Source organism: Microcoleus sp. Pol14D4 (assembly GCF_036701245.1).
Lineage (GTDB): Bacteria > Cyanobacteriota > Cyanobacteriia > Cyanobacteriales > Microcoleaceae > Microcoleus.
Genome location: NZ_JAUBQM010000004.1, coordinates 18,580 through 35,875, shown reverse-complemented (window position 1 = coordinate 35,875; position 17,296 = coordinate 18,580). Strand labels below are relative to the sequence as shown.

Genomic DNA, 17,296 nt, shown 5'->3' with positions numbered 1-17,296 from the left:
TTGTGCCTTATCCTCGGAGCATTCGCAGCCAAACTGGTATCCAGAATTTCTGGTTTAATTGGATGCTTTCTTTGGTGGGAGGAGCAGCTACTAGCGATAGCAGTAATCAAGCTCAATTAATTGCTACGGTTGTGAGCAATCTGCTTCAGAAAATTCAAATTTATAGCGTTGGTACCAGTGGAGCCTCTCGCACAAATCGTAAACTTTTTCGGATTAATGCTGCTAAGTCTGCTGGTGCTAAGGTCAGAGCGAGCAAGATTCAGTTATGAAGTCAGCTATGCTCAAATGTCTAAGCAAATTAAAAATATTCATAAAATGGGAGGCAAAATTATCAGTATTACTGAAGTTGGCTAAATCGGCCTAGACTTCACCTTTGTATTCGTTTCAGTTTGGTATCTCCTGCTTGCTCAACAGCGAGTTTATTATTCGCTCTTTTTCTTCTATATAACACTTGAAATAAAAATAAATCACTCAGTTTTCAAGCTGAGGATCTGAAAGATGCTACCCCCAATAGCTTGTAAAAAAATTCAGGCTTGGATCAGAAGTCGTCACCTAATTTTTTCCGGTCAATTGCTAGTTTTTGAAACTTTAGACTATCCAGCAGTTGAGCGATTTGAGGAATGTGTTAACAGTCTAGGAGGGTGCTTAATTTCTGTTGAACCAGCCAAACGACTTTGGATGGGAAACCATCGACAAGTGATTCTCTATCAGGCTAAAGCCAGTTTGCATACACCTCATCATGAACTGCGACAATATTGGTTCAAGTACGGCTGTTTTCAAACTCGATTCGATCAAAGAGCTTAGCTATAACAACCGCCAAGGTTATTAATTATTAAAATATCATTGGTTATTTGCATAATTATGAACTTTTTGGTTAAAATAGAGAAAAATTATACTTTGTTGTGGTTATGGATATTCATGAAATCGAAACGTCTCTGAACAATCCTGATTTTCAGTATCGACTCAAGGCAGTTGCGGCTCTCAAGGATTATCAAGCAGAGATTGCCGTTCCCTTGCTTAAGGGCAAACTCGATGACCCGGAATTCTTAGTACGTTCCTTTGTTAGCCGGGCGTTTGGGACGCAACAAACCGCTGAATCCTTCGCCGCATTGCTCCAAATCATGAAATTTGATAACACGCCGAATGTGCGAGCTGAGGCTGCTAATTCTCTGTCGCTGTTTGGTCGATGTGCTGCATCTCATTTAGTCTCGACTTTTTTTCAGGATGACCACTGGTTGGTTCGTCGTAGTATTCTGGCGGTTTTGGTTGATATGGAGTGCGAAAACGAACTCTTTGAGGTCTGTATGGAAGCTTTAGCTGGCGAAGATATGACCACCCAGGAAGCGGCTGTGGATGCACTTGGTACATTAGCCGGAACTAATCAGGAACAGGCTGCACTTTCTCAGTTATTAATGCTGGCTAATTCTGAGTATGAACGTATGCGTCAGCACGTCGCATCTGCTTTACAGCATTTTGATGCTCCGCAGGCTAAGGAAATTTTAGGTCAACTTCGTCAAGACTCAAATCATCGAGTTGTGGCTACTGCTTTAGAAAATCTGCTTTAGACAATAAATAGTAAGGAATCTGATACTGTGAGAGTTGATTAAGCTGGACTAAAAGTTTTTAACTCACTGATTAAATGGTCAAAAGAGAGACTCAATAAATCCCGGTCTTCAGAATTAAATTGCTGCAAGCTAACTTCTTTCAACTCTTCTAGTCCACAGAGCATCGCCGAAACAGGAACCCGCAATTCTTGATAGAGTAGCTCCATGTTTTTGAGCCCTTCTTGGCTAGTAAATTGAGGACTGTCACCTGCAATTCCATAGGTGATACAGCGTAGGAACTGCCAAAAATCTCGCCAACAGGCTTCAGCACGTTCGGGAGGATAAAGGTCATTACCAGGCTCAGTTATATCGGGAAAGTCCGCTAATACCTTTTTTCTGGCATCAGCAACAATATTAGGAGCTTGCTCTCGCAATAATCTGGCTTTTTCTAGCATTAAAGAGAGAGGAGGATGAAGATTTTTAATAAGTTCTAACTCTTCATCTGTGAGATATCGACTTTGATTGTCAGCATTTTGAAAAATTGCAATTACTTCATCTGAGTATAAGTTTTTCCAAGTAGCAAAACTGACAATTCTTGCTTGGGGAATTAATTGCTTGGCTCTTTCACTTAATTGCATATTTATTAAATTACACTAACTTAATTTACTAGGATAGACTAAAATTATGAGCGAGTTGGTTAAGATTTATTACAAAGCTAGCCGTTTAATGATGGCTGGTACGCGGTTTTTGTGGGAAATCCTGAGTACACAGCAGATTTGTGTAACGAAATATTACTTTGTTTGTCAAATACAGAGACAAGATTTAAGGTAATCCGTATGATCTTGTTTTGAGGGAAAGATTGAAGGAGCTAAATTTTAATCTATGTTTAAGCCGTTTCAGGAATTCTTAGAAAAAGAACTGTTTGGACGTTTTGCTCTAGAGAGTCGTCCTATTCCCTCTGGGTTGGAATCGGTGGTGAGTGAAAGAGGAAAAAATCCCGCCACGATTCAAAGTTGGTGCTATCAATGTCCCGAATTGCGAAAGATTCGTTACACATACATTGATGCTGGAGAAACGGCACAAATTTTCAATAGTGTCATTTATCCGAATTATAATTACGACCTGCCTTTGCTAGGAATTGATTTTTTAGCCTTTGGACAGAAGAAAATTTTGGTTGTCTTAGATTTTCAACCTTTATTCCGCGATCGAGCCTATACAGACAAATATATCGGGCCCATGAGCGCACTTAAGGAGAAATACAAAGATTTAACGCAAGACTTAGAAATGAAGTTTTACGATGCGAACCAGTATTTTTCTAAGAACTTGCTATTTGCTAAAACAGATGCTGAAACGGTTGTAACTCGTTTGTTTCCAGCCTATCAAGAATATGTCCAGTTGTATTGGCAAATGCTAGAGCAAGCCTCCCCGCTTAACAGTCCAGAAGAGATGCAGCGAATTGTGAAGGCACAGAAAGATTACGATCAGTATAGTGCGGAACGCGATCCAGCATCAGGGCTATTCGGCAGCTATTTTGGGCATGAATGGTCAGAGCGATTTCTGTACGAATTTTTGTTTGAAGATGCTGTTCCCTTAGCAGTTCCAGCGGGAGTAAGATAAGTTAAACATGACTCTTTATCAGCCTTTTTTAGATTACGCTCTCCCAGTTCTAAAAGCACGACTTGACTTGTCGCCCTATCCCATTCCCGCAGGTTTTGAGCGGAAGGAAGCTATAACGGGGAAGGGAAAAAAAGAGCAGTTGGTGGTGACGACAAGTCATGCTTTTAAGTCCTCAAAATTACGCCAAATTCGCGCTGCTCATGTTCAGGGTGGTGATGCTCTCCAGGTCCTTAATTTTGTGATTTTCCCCCAGTTAAATTATGACTTGCCGTTTTTTGGGGCGGACTTAGTAACCTTGCCGGGGGGACATTTAATTGCTTTAGATATGCAGCCTCTTTTTCACGAGGCGGCTTATCAGAAGCAATACTCTGAGCCTATTTTGCCTATTTTTAACAACTATCAAAAGGAGTTGCCTTGGGGAGGAGATTTTCCTGACGAGGCAAAACCTTTCTTTTCACCTGCTTTTCTTTGGACTCGTCCCAAGGAAACAGAGGCTGTGCAAACTACGGTCTTTGAGGCTTTTAAGGATTATCTTCAAGCTTATCTCGATTTAGTGGAGCAAGCGCAACCTGTCACAGATATTCAGCGACTTGGAGAGATTCTTGAGGCACAGCGACGTTATATTAATTATCGTGCTGCCAAAGATCCGGCTAGGGGGATGTTTATGCGGTTCTATGGTGAGGAGTGGACTGAGGAATATATTCACGGTTTTCTGTTCGATTTAGAACGCCACATTCCAGAAGTTCAACAATCAGTGTAAATTTATCCTACCTGAGAGCGAAGACTCTGAGCTGTATTGTTACGAGTAAAAGCATTCCAAGTTCCTAATTCTTTGCGATCGCGACTACAAAGCATGGCTTTCATCTCTTGGGTTAGTCCTTGTGCTAGGGTAAAATCAGCGCCAGCAATACTATTTAATTGCTCTAAATTTGCCCCGGTTAAGTCAGCTCCTCGTAAATCCGCTCCTTGTAATTCGACTCCAATCAAGATAGCATTTCGTAAATAAGCACCAGTTAGAAAGGCATTCTTAAGACTTGCCCCACTTAAGGCTGCTCCCTCTAAATTGGCCCCAGTTAAATCGGCTCCACTGAGATAAGCACCTCGCAGATTGCAGCCGTGTAAATCTGCTCCTCTGAGGTAAGCTGTATTTAGAAAAGCTCCACTGAGATTGGCTTGGGGACCAATTGCTCCTGAATTTTTGTAATTAAATCCTTCTGGCCAAAGGGTATGAGCATCATATTGAGCTAATTTTAATTTAGCCTCTTGTAGCTGGGCATCGACTAAATTACAGCCCTGTAACTCTGCACGAAAAAGATAGCTTTCTTGTAAATTCGCTCCACTCAAATTGGCATTTCTGAGATTTGCCCTTCGTAAATCAACCCCTTGGAGATTTGCCCCTTGTAAATTGGTTTGACTAAGGTTTGCCCCAATCAAGTTTGAGCCAGTGAAATCAATACCAACTAAATCCATCTGGCTGAGGTTTATTCCCGCGAGGTTGCTTTGAGCTAGACTTTTCCCTTGCTGAATGGTTGCCAAGATTTCTGTTGCAGAAAGGGGTTCGGAGAGGAAAGATGAGTGTTGACGAGGTGACATTATGTTTTTCTGAAAATTTATTGATCGAGTTGCTAAAAATTGTCCAGTGTCATTTATCCTAGAATTTGAAGGATTCCAGAGTGACGTTTGTTTATTTTTCTTAACCAAAATCAGCTCTGATTCCCAGTTCGGCTAAGCTCAGGTCAAAGCCTAAATCCCCGTTTTTCAATGAGATTTGTCTCAATCCCTCTGATTCCTCTCGCTAAGTTGAAACAGAAATGCTGCTAACACCACCTATGACTATGATGGATTTTTTTCGCAAGAGTGAGGGCGTTTGGTTTACTCAGCGAACAGTCCATAATTTTGATACTGCTGCGGCTGATGAGTCGGGAGAATCCAATGTCATCATTGAAGTTTTGTCAATAGATGATCCCAGACTTTTAGATGTTTGTCAACAGCAGAATGTCGATCCCGCTTTAGTTAGTGGGGGATGCAGTTTTATGTGGCAGGACAATTTAGATGATACAGTTCCGAACCAAAACTATGCTGCTATTCTTTTAGATGTGCCTAATCCTACTAATCCGAGAACAGGCAAGTTTCTGCGAAATCGAGGCTATGTTGAAGGTATTCCGGTCATCGGTGTTTACCATTTTGCGGATGATGGGGTATTGACTATTGAGACGGAATATGAGACTAATCAAGGACAGGAACGCTGTTGGTTTATTAACGATCATTTTCGGGTACGGGTGATGACTGTGCAGATGATAAATGGGGTTAAACAAATGGCATACTGTTCTGAGCGTCGTTGTGTTTCTCACTCTGCTTTAGAAGAGCTGATTGAACACAATCGCTTGAGATTTTCTGGGGTAGGTGTGCTGTCACCTTAAAGCACAAATATCCAGTCTCTTGCCGCAGCTACACACACAGTCAAAATATCCCGGTGATTGAAATTGCGGTAACATAAACAAAAAATATCCAGACGACTGCAATCGCATATACACACAAGGTTCGCCTACGCGGACTAATTATTAAACTCTCAAAGCTATGTCTGAAAACGAAGAATTGAATCTATCGGATAATGATGAGGAAACTGTTGCCACTTTACCAGAGACTAATGTTGAAGAATTGACCGAAGTAATTGCTGAATTTGAGGAATATCGGGAACGTTTGGTTAATGAAACGATGACGGCGGCACAAAAGGCCAAATTACCTCCGAAGGCGGCGATGGCTAAAATTGAGCCGGAACTTGCTAAGATTGATGCTGGACTGGAGAGTCTTCGCGCTCAATTGGCTGCTCTAACTACTAATAATTAGGTGATGATAATGGTCAATTATAATGCTCAAGCTGAGGCAGATCCAATTGTCTTGGCTCACGCTGAAACAGATGCTTTTCTTCGGGAAGTTACTGAACAAATTGATTTAGATACTTTCGATGCTAATGATTCCAATCTGTTGAAGCGGTTGGTTGAATGTTTGGGCGATACGCGGGGAATGACTCGACTGCGTTTCGCGGAAACTTTGGCTGAAATTGGCGAAGCGGCGACTCCTTTTTTGTTGGATGGTTTGGCAAATCATGTTAATCCGGTTGTGCGACGTGCTGCTGCTAAAACTTTGACTTTGATTGCCGATCCGACTGCGGTTCCTCATTTAATTCATGCTTTGTTGAACGATGAGGATACGGTGGTTAAGGGTTCATCAATTGGGGCCTTGGCGAGGATTGGGGAGCCGTCTGTGCAGGCTTTGTTGGATATTTTAGGGTCAACTGATTTGCCAGAGAGTACGATCGGTCATGCGGCTTGGGCGTTGGCTTTTATTGGGGCGGGGGCGAAGGAGTATTTGTATCAGGCGATCGCCTCTGATTCGCCTGTGGTGCGCGGTGCGGTGGTGGGTGCGATCGCCAAAGTTGCACAGGAAGAACCGAAGGATGAATTATTCGAGATTTTGGTTAAGTCTCTGACTGATGTTGATGTTGATGTGCGTTGTGAGGCGGCGGCGGCTTTAGGAAATCTGGCTTATAAACCGGCTATTCCTAATCTGATTGAGTTGCTGGATAGCGGTGATGGGGAAACTCGCAGGGCGGCGGCTTTGTCTTTGATGAAAGTGGGCGATCGGGCTGCGATTGAACCGCTACAAGCTGCTTTGAAAAAGGAGTCTGAAGCGGCGGTTCAAGGTGTGATCAAGTTGGCAATTTCTCAAATTAAGTAACTAAAAGTATGACTGAATCGGGAACGGGGCGGATGTTGCTTTCTCATAATTTTGATATGCCAGAGGGTGTTTTTCCCACCTTAAGTCGGGAAGAATTTACTCGGGTATTTGCTGAGGGTTTAAGTCAATATCCTGAGATTAAGTGTCGTCAATTAAATCATTCTCATTGGATGGTAGAAGTTTTATTTTCTACTGATGCTTTTTCTCCGCCTCAAGTGGGAGAATTCTGTGCTCTAGCTTTGGTGGAGAAGCGGATGAGTCAGGGGAAAACTGATGATTCTTTTCCTGATATTTTGATTTTAGCGGGATTGAAGAAGACTCCTCCTTTGAGTAGCGATGCTGAGGCGTTGCAAACGGGAGAATGGGGGGTTGATGTGGTGGAAACTCCGTCTGCTGAGAGTTTTTTGATGGCGATGGGGTGGGAGGAGAAAACGGCGGGGAAAAGTATTGAGGATGTTTTTAAGGTTGAAAGGAGAAAGGGGTAAGGGGTGAGTTAAGGTGCCAGGATATCTTTTGGATTGATACTGTTTTTTATTCTTGAGACTCCGCCAATTTAAAGGCTTCCCCATAAGCTGTAGCAAATTCAGTTTCCATTTGTAAAACATCAGCTTGATACTCTGGAGTGCTTGTCATTTCTGTTAGTGCTGCATCAATTTATGCTGGCTTCAGCATGGCTAATTCTCGACTAATAGCGCCCATAATAAATTCATCACGACTTTTTGCTTTTCCCTGGTTTACGGCTCGATAAGTGGCTTCTAGTAAATTAACAGGGAGACTGATTTTTGCTTCAATTGTAGGATGCGAAATCAAAGTTACTCCTAACTGAAAGCTGAATGTTTTGTAGATCTATATTAACTCTTTTGATCCAAATAGTCATGGGTAAAGCGATCGAGGATGTTTTTAAGGTTGAAAGGAGAAATAAAGCAAGGCTTCCAGGTTGTTTGCAAAGTTGGATATAAGTCCCGAAATGCTGATTTTGACGTTTACCCGGCTAGGATCTATCTCCCGTAGATAAAATCGTCGTTGATTTCGATATTGTCAACTCCTTCTGCTTAACAGGAATACAAATATCAAACTCCGTCCCTTTTCCTGGCGTTGAAAAACACCTCAGCGTCCCACCATGTTTTTCAGTAATAATCTGATAACTAATCGCCATTCCCATTCCTGTTCCCTTCCCTACAGGTTTTGTTGTAAAAAATGGATTGAATATCTGGGTTTGAATTGATTCTGGAATTCCATTGCCATTATCGGCGATCGCAATTTTAACCCATTGCGAATCTACCACCGAGGTAATAATTGTAATACAACAGGGCTTTTTCTCGATCGAGCAAGCTACCCGTTGAGTATTTATTTCTTCCAGTGCATCAATAGCGTTTGCCAAAATATTCATAAATACTTGGTTAAGTTGTCCGGCATAACACTCAACTAGCGGTAAATCGCCATAGTCTCGAATGACTTTAATTTCTGGATGTTTTGGGCGCGCCTTGAGACGATGTTGCAAAATTAACAGCGTGCTATCAATTCCTTCATGGATATCAACTTCTTTAAATTCTGACTCATCCATCCGGGAAAAATTGCGGAGTGAAAGCACAATCTGGCGAATGCGATCGGTTCCAATTCTCATTGAACTCAGAATTTTAGGTAAATCATCTTGCAAAAAATCTAGGTCAATATTTTCTGATTCTTTCTCAATTTCGCCAATTGGGTTGGGATAATGCCTTTGATATAGGTGTAGCAAATTTAATAGACTCTCAGCATAATATTGTACATGAATTAGATTGCCATGAATGAAGCCGACCGGATTGTTAATTTCATGTGCTAATCCTGCAACTAATTGCCCCAAGGATGAAATTTTTTCTGTTTGAATCAGTTGGGTTTGCGTTCGTTTTAAATTCTCAATTGCCTGCTCAAGCTGCTGAGATTTGTCTCTTTCTCTGGCTTCACTATCGCGTAATGTGACTTCTATTTGTTTCCGTTGAGCTATTTCGGCTGTGAGTTGATCGTGGATTTCCAATTGTCGGAATACTTCCTCAAATGTGCTTGCCAAAAATTGAATTTCGTTAGCTGGAATCGTCTTTGGCATAGGAAATATGCCAGTTTTTTTACTTTGAGAAACTGCTTGATTCAAGTCTCGTAAGGGTTGCAATACATTCTTCTGAAGGAGTATCCCCATCATTAACAAAATTGTGATGATGCCAACTAGCAATAAAAAAGTTGAGGTAATGAAGGTTCTGTCGGCAGCTTGCTGCATTTGGTTGAGATCGAGTAGCGCGATCGCCACTCCCCGTCGTTGAGATGCGCCAAACAAGGTACTGCTAAAAGGTAGAATTTGTGCGCTCGCAGGCTTGTTGTCCACAACGATATCTTGCCCGACTTCAATGCCTGCGGTTGCCGCCCGATCGATCGATGGCGCGAGTTGTGGATAGATCGAAGTATATGGCTGATTAGTCATATTGTGAGGACTGCGGGCGATCGCCATTCCAGATGGATCGACAATCGCAATTTCCAGCACACCGGGCATCGTGGCAAAATTTTGCACAACCCGTCGCAGAATGGTTTTATTCTCCAACTCTAGTAAGCCTTCTGTAGAAAACTCTAGAGATTGTGTAATTGATTGAGCTCGGTTATGAACTTGCGTTTCTAAGTCAGACTGCATCAGCCGATAGTTAAGTCCCAGAGTTGCCAGTCCAACTGTGGTAATCGACAACCCAACGCTAACCAGCAAGCGCTGCGACAAGCTATGGGAATGCAGGAATTTCGTCATAATTTCCATTCATTGATTGCTGTAGTTACGATCTCAGTGTTAATCTCCACATCCTGACGCGGTATCTTTCCGGCACGGGGGTCAGATTTTAATAGTTCAGCCATTTGAGCCATCGCCTCTGGCAACCTACCAGACAGAAACATCTTCTGCTGCATAGCAATATCACCCTTTCTCAGACCAGCGTAATCTTTCGCAAAAGCCTCACCCTTCTGTCCCAGGTTTTGAGCAACTTTTTGAAACACGACATTAGGCTTTGTTTCCACCGCACTCATAATATCAAACCAAGCCATAATAAATTGCTTCAATTCAGCTTTATTCGCGCGAGTAATAGTTGACCGAGAAACCAGCATATCAATGACCAAACTATCAACTTCCTGAGTGGTGTAAATGATATTACCCTTAATATTTTGAGCCGTTTCGCCTAGAAGAGGTTGCCAGATTACGGCTGCATCTAAACCTTTCTTCTGCATCAAATCAACCGCTGTTTCATTGGAAACATCCTCAATCTTGACCTCTTCGGGTTTAATCTGGTGCAACTTCAGCGCTTCCAATAAAATCAGATGATTCACTGTTCCCAGTTTTGCTCCGACTCTTTTACCGCGAAGGTTTCCCACTGACTTGATTCCAGGTTGAGCAACAATGCCGTCAGCCCCGTGAGAAACATTTGTTACCATCACCACAGCAGGCTTGTCACTCCGCGAATCAGACTGAACCACATCCCATAAAGACACAAAAGTCGCGTCAAGAGTACCCCGCAGCATGGCGCGAGTCGAATCTTGTTGATTCTCAAACCGAATGAGTTGCACGTCCAATCCGCGCTGTTTGAATAAGCCGGCTTCCTGAGCATAAAGTGCGATATCAAATCCTGCCCAACTGGTGATACCGACGCGCAGGGGAGCTAGTTGCTGTGGTGAAAGGCTACAAGCATTCACAATCAGGCTAACCGCCAGTGTCAAAATGCAGAGGACACTTAGCGATCGCCATTTCGTTAAGGTCAACCAACACCTATGCAATAATTGTCTAGTCCCGGTCTGAGCTTTGCCAGTCATCTATGCAGCCTCAATGCTCTTGTTCGTCGATGATAGCAATAACTTTTCTGGATGTCATTCCCTGAAAAAAAGCCCACAACAAATGTAAAATAGAACTATTCTATTCGCTTATAAGTTATTACAAAATCCAACCAAAATCAAGAAATCGTTGCTGATTCCCGCACATAAGAATTCACCGATTCATCTGCATGGAAATGTGATGAGAACTTCTACACAACGTCGATATTGCGATGCGAATCGCTTCCGGGAGTTGAGGGGTGAGGGGTTCGTTGCTCTCGCGGTTCCGGGGCCACTGCAATCCACCGTTCATCCACATGGGAAAATTCCCTCCAAGATCGCGATGGGTAACGATATCAGCCGGATGAGAATGCTTCCGGGTCTCAACGAATTCCCTCAAACCCCATTTTTAAACCTAATTTGGGGGTTTTATTGCTATGTTTTTTGCCTATAAGAGCCGATCGCATCAAAACTTGCGATCGTGCGATCGCCCTTGACACGGATCGGACTGTTCGCAAAATAATCAGGCTAGAAACTAAGAGAGCGATCGAGCATGAATTGAAGGGCGATCGATCTATTGGTATTTTTAAAGTATTGGGTATTGCGATCGAAGCATGATGAGTTCATGAAAATTCTCAACTCCACCTTCTAGTTCATCCAGGTCATCTGCGGTTAATGGCGATCGGCAAAATCGGGATTTCGCTCTCGATACCAGCGGTATGCTTGCTCAATCTCAGAAGAAGCGATCGGGGTAGTTTCAACCTGAAACGTCATATTTCTGCTGCATTTATTGGACAAAAGTTTCGAGAGAGCGAGTAAGTCCTGCGTTGACTTCATCGAAGCCTTACTGAATACCTGCAATTGTTTCCAATTGATCGATCGGTTGTCGCAGTTTAGTTGGATGGATTTTGCTCGGATCGAGAAAAGTGACAAGAACTTGAGAGCGATCGCTAACCTATTGCGGTTGCGTGGCTAGCTGAATCTGCCCATTTTGATAAATGCCTTCGATGGTTTTTAGCATGAGTTGCAGGCCGGTTTGTATTCGCTTGTATTCTAGCAAGTATAGAAACAAAAAGAATTAAGGTTAAAGACTCAAAGGGCGATCGCACCGAATTGAAGGGCGATTGGTGGCTTATTTGCGATCGCTTGCGATCGACGATCCCGATCTCATTTCAGCCTTGGCTGCAGCTGTATTTTTCTGGCATAGGGGGCGGGGCGATCCCAAGAACTTGCTGGCGATCGCATTTCACCCCTCGGGAAAAAATGCAACCTTCCGGTTGAGAGGTTGCAAATAACCTTGGTATCAACACCAAGATATCTCGGCAGCCTGCTCCAACCGAGTTGTTATTCGACACGTTGCAACTCCGATATTACGTCGTCCCATCCAAGGGAGCTTGCGTAATCCAACGCAGTCCATCCGCGATCGCACGTTGCAGTGGGTAATGCACCCGCGTTCAGCAGGGCGCGAACGGAGGAAGCACGCCCGTAAAGCGACATTAGATGCAATAGTGTCCGCCCAGCTTCATAAGTCTGAGTAATCGTCGCTGAGTCTTTGGCAATTTGCTCAACAAGAAGGTTCTGACACACCTGCTCAAACTTTGTACTGCGTTTTGGCAACAATACCGAATCAGGTGGCGGGAACTTAAACCCCCATGCCGCGTCATGGCGTTGCCTTTCTTGAGCGTTCATCCGCGATCTCAGAACTTGGACAGAGTAACCACCGTAGGCTCGATCGTCTAGCACGCACAGCCAATCACTAAGTTGAAGCAATGGCAATCTGACGGTGTCGCCTTCTTGTATGTAAGCGAGTTGATTTGGGATGTTCAGAAGCGTTCCATGTATCTCAACACCGTCGAAATTGATTTCGCCGATCCACATATGCTCAACCGGAGAATCTGAGTCGGAAAAGTCATCCGAAAACGGTGCTTTGACACACGCAAATTCCAGCGCAGGAATAAGGCGATTGAAGTCGGTAGTAACCTGATACCAGAAATGCTTGAATGTATTTTGCGCCTGCGTTGCCGCTTTCCGCAGTGCAGGATCGTCGCCCTTATGGTACACAACAAAATCGTGTTCGTCCATGCTTTTGCTCGCTGGGATTGCGTAAAAGACTTAGATTGCTCTGGCAAAAAATAGAAAACCCCCCAATCCAATTTTTCAAAATCTTTGGGGGTTTTCTGCCTAAATTCAGTTCAAATTACAACTTACTCGGCTCGATCGCCGGAGCACGTAGAGACACAGTTTTATCCGCAGCAGCCTTAGCCACCAAAGAAGGCACAGAATCGCGCAACTTTGCAGTCAACTGTACAGTAGTCGCATCGTAAACCTGAGTCAGAATTTTCGGATACAAACCAATGCCAATAATCGGCACCAACAGAGCCGCAATAATAAACACTTCTCGCGGTTCCGCATCCACCAATTCCTCGTGTTCCGACAATTCCTTATTCTCAGGCCCGTAGAAGATTTCGCGCAGCATCGACAGCAGATAAATCGGAGTCAAAATCACCCCGACAGCAGCTAGAAATACCACGCAAACTTTAAACACGGGATTGTAAGCATCGCTGGTTGCAAAACCCACAAACACCATCAATTCTGCTACAAAACCGCTCATTCCCGGCAAAGCCAAGGAAGCCATAGAACAAGCAGTCCACATGGCAAAAACCTTACGCATTTTCTGCCCTACACCGCCCATTTCGTCGAGCATGAGCGTGTGAGTGCGATCGTAAGTGCAACCTACCATGAAGAACAAACTCGCCCCGATTAAACCGTGGGAAACCATTTGCAGCATTGCACCGCTAGTTCCCAAATCGGTAAACGAAGCTATCCCAATCAGCACAAACCCCATGTGCGAAATGGAAGAATAAGCAATTTTCCGCTTCAGATTGCGCTGAGCAAAAGAAGTTAATGCCGCGTAAACAATGTTAACCACACCCAAAATTACCAAGATGGGTGCGAAGGTAGCGTGAGCATCCGGGAGCATTCCCGCATTCATCCGCAGTAAAGCGTAACCGCCCATTTTTAGCAGAATTCCTGCTAGCAACATATGGGCGGGTGCGGTTGCTTCCCCGTGAGCGTCAGGGAGCCAAGTGTGCAGCGGAAAAATTGGCAGTTTGACGCCGTAAGCTATTAAGAAACCTGTGTACAGGAGCAATTCTATATTGGGGGCGTAATCTTTAGCTGCGATCGCCCGCATATCAAAAGTCACCGTATCGCCGTAAAACGCCATCGTCAGCGCGCCAACCAAAATAAACAGCGAGCCCCCTGCCGTGTACAGGATAAATTTAGTTGCTGCGTAAAGGCGCTTTTTGCCACCCCAAATCGACAAAATTAGGTAAACCGGCACTAATTCCAGTTCCCAAACCAGGAAAAACAGCAGCATATCCTGCACGGCAAAAACTGCTATTTGGCCGCCGTACATCGCCAGCATCAAAAAGTAAAATAGCTTCGGTTTAAAAGTAACCGGCCAAGCTGCTAAAGTAGCTAAAGTGGTAATAAAACCCGTCAGCAAAATCAGCGGCATCGACAAACCGTCAGCACCCACAGACCAATTTAAATCCAGTTGTGGCACCCAAGAGTAACTTTCTACCAGTTGCAAATCTGGATTGCTGAAGTCGTACTGAGTGTAAAAAGCGTAAACAAGTAGGGCAAAATCGATCAAACCCACAATTAGGGCATACCACCGCACCGTCTTGCCATCCTTATCGGGAATTAAAGGAATCAGCAAGGACGCAGCAATGGGAAACAGAATTGTTGTTGTTAACCAGGGAAAGTTAGCTGTATCCATTGCGTTTTAAAATGATCCATCAGTTATTAGGTTTAAACACATTTTGCCAATTTTGGCGTAAATTTTATACTTTCTTTAGACGGAACATTTTTTTTTCCTATTATTTGGACAATTTATGCGATCGCAACAGTTAAGTTTAATCAAAGATTTATTTCTATTGGCTAATTGTCAATGGTGAGTTATTGAGATAATATCATTTCTTAAAATATCTTCTGCTGGAAATGGCGTTGTCCAAGGCGTGTCAACTTAAGCTGTCAGTCCACCATGGAATTCATATCGTTTCCGGTTGGATCGGAATGATTTAACCACAGAGAACGCAGAGAACACAGAGGGAGATAAGACAGATGAATACAGGACGATGAAGAGTGGATATGATATCATTCCCTGTCGGACTATCGGTTTTACCTTAAGTTGACACTAATAGGTAATGCCGTGTCCCTACCCGGAGGACACGGCATTGCCGTTTCCCTAAAGATTTAACTGACTCCAGAAACGATCGCAAAACCCAGAACTGCGACAAACACAATCAGGGCATAAAATTGAGCGCGACCGCTCTCAAAGTATTTCAAACCTTCGCCGCTAACCAGGGCGATCAGCCCTGTTAAGTTGACTACACCATCGACGACTCGCAAATCCACTTCCATGACTTGCCGCGCTAAACGGCGGCTGCCTTTGACAAAAAGAAATTCGTTGATATCGTCGAGATACCACTTGTTGAGGGAGAACTCGTAAAGCGGTTTGATTTTTTGGGCGATCGCACTTGGGTCAATTTTACGGCTCAAATACATCAGAGAAGCCAAAGTAATGCCCAGCAAAGCAATACCTACAGAGCTTCCGCCCATGATTAGAAATTCCGTCAAATTGAACTCAGCAGCGTGTTCCAAAACTTCTTCGAGAGACTCCCCTGGCGCGCGAACAAACTGCTCGAAATAATTGGCAAACGGCGTACCGAGAAAACCGATAAACACAGAAGGTACTGCCAGCAAGACTAACGGCAGAGCCATTGTCAGAGGAGATTCGTGAGGCAAATGGTCGTGCTCATCGTGACTGTCGCCAGTTGATGCCAATTCCTTAACGTTCATCGCTCCCGGGCCAAAAACAACACCGGGTTGCAGGAGTTGCCGCTTGATAGCGCTGTCATTGCCCCGGAATTCGCCCTCAAAGGTGCTGAAATACATCCGGAACATATAAAACGCCGTCATCCCGGCCGTCAACCAGCTAACAGCCCACAAAGCGGGATTTGCTGCGAAGGCGCTGGCGAGGATTTCGTCTTTTGACCAAAAACCAGCAAACGGCGGAATTCCGCAGATTGCCAAATTTCCAATTAAAAAGCAAGCAGAGGTAATCGGCATATATTTCCGCAAGCCGCCCATGACTCGCATATCTTGAGCGAGAGCGGGGTTGTGGCCTACAACTGCTTCCATACCGTGAATCACTGAACCTGAACACAGGAACAGCATTGCTTTGAAATAAGCGTGAGTCATCAAGTGGAAAAGTCCGGCACTGTAAGCGCCGACGCCCATTGCCATCACCATGTAGCCGAGTTGGGAGATGGTGGAGTAGGCTAAGCCTTTTTTGATGTCATTTTGGGTAATCGCGATCGAAGCGCCCATAAATGCCGTAAAACAGCCGGTGCAGGCAATCAAATTCATGACTGCGGGCAGCCCTTCCAACACTGGGTACATCCGAGCGATCAGGAATACGCCGGCGGCTACCATCGTGGCGGCGTGGATTAAGGCCGAAATCGGTGTGGGGCCTTCCATTGCGTCTGGGAGCCAGACGTGGAGGGGGAATTGAGCGGATTTGGCTGCTGGACCCAAAAATATCAGGACGCCGAAGATTGTCGCCAGAGTCGCCGAAAGAGCGCCGGATTCGACTAAGGAGTGCAGGCGTTCGCCCATCACCTCAAATTCAAAGCTGCCGGTGGCCCAGTAAATGCCGAGGATGCCCAGCAGCAGGCCGAAGTCGCCGACGCGGTTGGTGACAAAAGCTTTTTGGCAAGCGTCAGCAGCGGGTTTGCGATCGTACCAAAATCCGACTAGCAGGTACGAACACATACCTACGAGTTCCCAAAAAATGTAAATCTGAACGATGTTCGGGCTGACTACGAGACCCAACATCGAGGCGCTGAAGATGCTCAGGTAGGCGTAAAAGCGCACGTACCCGTCATCGTGAGCCATGTAGCCGTCGGTGTAAATCATCACCAAAAAAGCGACCGTGGTTACGATCGCCAGCATGACCGACGTTAGGGGGTCGATAATATAGCCCATATTCAGCGAGAAGTCGCCAGCAGAAGCCCACTGAATACTGCGGGTGTAGGGTGCGTGGCCCTGTAGTTGACTCCACAGCAATGCGAAGGAGAGTACCATTGACCCTCCGAGCGCGGAGACGATTAATATCGCATTCGCTTGTCGGAGCTTGTTGGTTGCCTGGTTAAAGGTGATTAAGCCTAGACCTACTAGCATTGCGCCTGCCAGCGGCAGGACAGGAATCAGCCAAGCATATTGATAAAGCAGTTCCATGACTGATAGGTAGTTTAAAGTTTCTACTAGATATTGACAAAACTGTAAACAATTGTGACACACGCCTGCGCCACTGGGCCAAAATACTCGATCCAATTCTTTAAGTATTGCTATATCTGAGTGCAATCGCGAGCGAGACGATCGCACTACTTTTTTCCTGGCGAGCGAGACGATCGCACCCTACTGCGAAAACTATTATTCCCGCGGCAAGGGAAACTATGTGATAAATCTCACAGTCCTGTGCCTTCAAGACTGCGAGATTTATTTTGGTGTCCTATGGT

At 44.5% G+C, this 17,296-nt stretch carries 18 protein-coding genes; 10 read left to right on the top strand and 8 right to left on the bottom strand.

Going from position 1 to position 17,296, the window contains the following annotated elements:
- Window positions 1–2: 2 nt before the first annotated feature.
- From QUA33_RS03360 to QUA33_RS03350, 3 genes are all read left to right on the top strand, one after another.
- Complete coding sequence (locus QUA33_RS03360) at window positions 3–269, top strand: hypothetical protein (protein WP_333146624.1); 267 nt, start codon at window positions 3–5, stop codon at window positions 267–269.
- Complete coding sequence (locus tag QUA33_RS03355) at window positions 217–354, top strand: phycobilisome linker polypeptide (RefSeq protein WP_333146465.1); 138 nt, start codon at window positions 217–219, stop codon at window positions 352–354. The genes QUA33_RS03360 and QUA33_RS03355 overlap by 53 nt, the downstream gene beginning before the upstream one ends.
- Window positions 355–908: 554 nt before the next feature.
- Entirely contained in the window at window positions 909–1,565 is a 657-nt protein-coding gene (locus QUA33_RS03350) for a HEAT repeat domain-containing protein (RefSeq protein ID WP_333095515.1), read from the top strand.
- A gap of 38 nt (window positions 1,566–1,603) precedes the next feature.
- On the opposite strand, the gene QUA33_RS03345 is transcribed toward QUA33_RS03350, so the two are convergent.
- On the bottom strand, window positions 1,604–2,182 hold the full coding sequence (locus QUA33_RS03345) for a phycobilisome protein (RefSeq protein WP_333146463.1): 579 nt from the start codon (window positions 2,180–2,182) through the stop codon (window positions 1,604–1,606).
- Between the two features lie 244 nt (window positions 2,183–2,426).
- Between QUA33_RS03345 and QUA33_RS03340 the strand changes: the two genes are divergently transcribed.
- The gene (locus QUA33_RS03340) at window positions 2,427–3,161 is read left to right on the top strand and encodes a 15,16-dihydrobiliverdin:ferredoxin oxidoreductase (RefSeq protein ID WP_333146461.1); all 735 of its coding nucleotides are present in this window, start codon (window positions 2,427–2,429) and stop codon (window positions 3,159–3,161) included.
- Between the two features lie 7 nt (window positions 3,162–3,168).
- Window positions 3,169–3,921, top strand: coding sequence for a phycoerythrobilin:ferredoxin oxidoreductase (locus QUA33_RS03335; protein ID WP_333146459.1), 753 nt, complete (start codon window positions 3,169–3,171; stop codon window positions 3,919–3,921).
- A 2-nt stretch (window positions 3,922–3,923) separates the two neighbouring features.
- On the opposite strand, the gene QUA33_RS03330 is transcribed toward QUA33_RS03335, so the two are convergent.
- Window positions 3,924–4,862 carry a pentapeptide repeat-containing protein gene (locus QUA33_RS03330; protein WP_333146458.1) on the bottom strand — a complete coding sequence of 313 codons (939 nt, stop codon included), beginning with the start codon at window positions 4,860–4,862 and terminating at the stop codon, window positions 3,924–3,926.
- Between the two features lie 110 nt (window positions 4,863–4,972).
- Between QUA33_RS03330 and QUA33_RS03325 the strand changes: the two genes are divergently transcribed.
- From QUA33_RS03325 to QUA33_RS03310, 4 genes are all read left to right on the top strand, one after another.
- A complete protein-coding gene (locus QUA33_RS03325) occupies window positions 4,973–5,581 on the top strand; it encodes a phycobiliprotein lyase (protein WP_333095521.1) in 609 nt (202 codons plus the stop codon).
- A 157-nt stretch (window positions 5,582–5,738) separates the two neighbouring features.
- Entirely contained in the window at window positions 5,739–6,008 is a 270-nt protein-coding gene (locus QUA33_RS03320) for a hypothetical protein (protein ID WP_333146456.1), read from the top strand.
- Between the two features lie 9 nt (window positions 6,009–6,017).
- Entirely contained in the window at window positions 6,018–6,899 is an 882-nt protein-coding gene (locus QUA33_RS03315; protein WP_333146454.1) for a HEAT repeat domain-containing protein, read from the top strand.
- 8 nt (window positions 6,900–6,907) lie between these two features.
- Window positions 6,908–7,384 carry a DUF2656 domain-containing protein gene (locus QUA33_RS03310; protein WP_333146452.1) on the top strand — a complete coding sequence of 159 codons (477 nt, stop codon included), beginning with the start codon at window positions 6,908–6,910 and terminating at the stop codon, window positions 7,382–7,384.
- A 169-nt stretch (window positions 7,385–7,553) separates the two neighbouring features.
- Here QUA33_RS03310 and QUA33_RS03305 read toward each other — a convergent pair whose 3' ends face one another.
- The 3 genes from QUA33_RS03305 to QUA33_RS03295 all read right to left on the bottom strand — a co-directional run bounded on the left by QUA33_RS03305 (window position 7,554) and on the right by QUA33_RS03295 (window position 10,661).
- On the bottom strand, window positions 7,554–7,709 hold the full coding sequence (locus QUA33_RS03305) for a hypothetical protein (RefSeq protein WP_333146450.1): 156 nt from the start codon (window positions 7,707–7,709) through the stop codon (window positions 7,554–7,556).
- A 181-nt stretch (window positions 7,710–7,890) separates the two neighbouring features.
- Window positions 7,891–9,672: an ATP-binding protein gene (locus QUA33_RS03300; RefSeq protein WP_333146448.1), complete on the bottom strand. Its 1,782-nt coding sequence runs from the start codon at window positions 9,670–9,672 to the stop codon at window positions 7,891–7,893.
- The gene (locus tag QUA33_RS03295) at window positions 9,660–10,661 is read right to left on the bottom strand and encodes an ABC transporter substrate-binding protein (RefSeq protein WP_333146446.1); all 1,002 of its coding nucleotides are present in this window, start codon (window positions 10,659–10,661) and stop codon (window positions 9,660–9,662) included. The genes QUA33_RS03300 and QUA33_RS03295 overlap by 13 nt, the downstream gene beginning before the upstream one ends.
- Window positions 10,662–11,153: 492 nt before the next feature.
- On the opposite strand from QUA33_RS03295, the gene QUA33_RS03290 reads away from it, so the two are divergent.
- Entirely contained in the window at window positions 11,154–11,327 is a 174-nt protein-coding gene (locus tag QUA33_RS03290) for a hypothetical protein (RefSeq protein ID WP_333146444.1), read from the top strand.
- Window positions 11,328–12,053: 726 nt separating this feature from the next.
- Here the strand turns inward: QUA33_RS03290 and QUA33_RS03285 are convergent.
- From QUA33_RS03285 to QUA33_RS03275, 3 genes are all read right to left on the bottom strand, one after another.
- The gene (locus tag QUA33_RS03285; protein WP_333146442.1) at window positions 12,054–12,791 is read right to left on the bottom strand and encodes a DUF2314 domain-containing protein; all 738 of its coding nucleotides are present in this window, start codon (window positions 12,789–12,791) and stop codon (window positions 12,054–12,056) included.
- Window positions 12,792–12,906: 115 nt separating this feature from the next.
- Window positions 12,907–14,493, bottom strand: a complete 1,587-nt coding sequence (gene ndhD1 / locus QUA33_RS03280) for a photosynthetic/respiratory NAD(P)H-quinone oxidoreductase subunit D1 (protein ID WP_445243217.1) — start codon at window positions 14,491–14,493, stop codon at window positions 12,907–12,909.
- 476 nt (window positions 14,494–14,969) lie between these two features.
- Window positions 14,970–17,015, bottom strand: coding sequence for an NAD(P)H-quinone oxidoreductase subunit 5 (locus tag QUA33_RS03275; protein WP_333146622.1), 2,046 nt, complete (start codon window positions 17,013–17,015; stop codon window positions 14,970–14,972).
- Window positions 17,016–17,296: the final 281 nt, after the last annotated feature.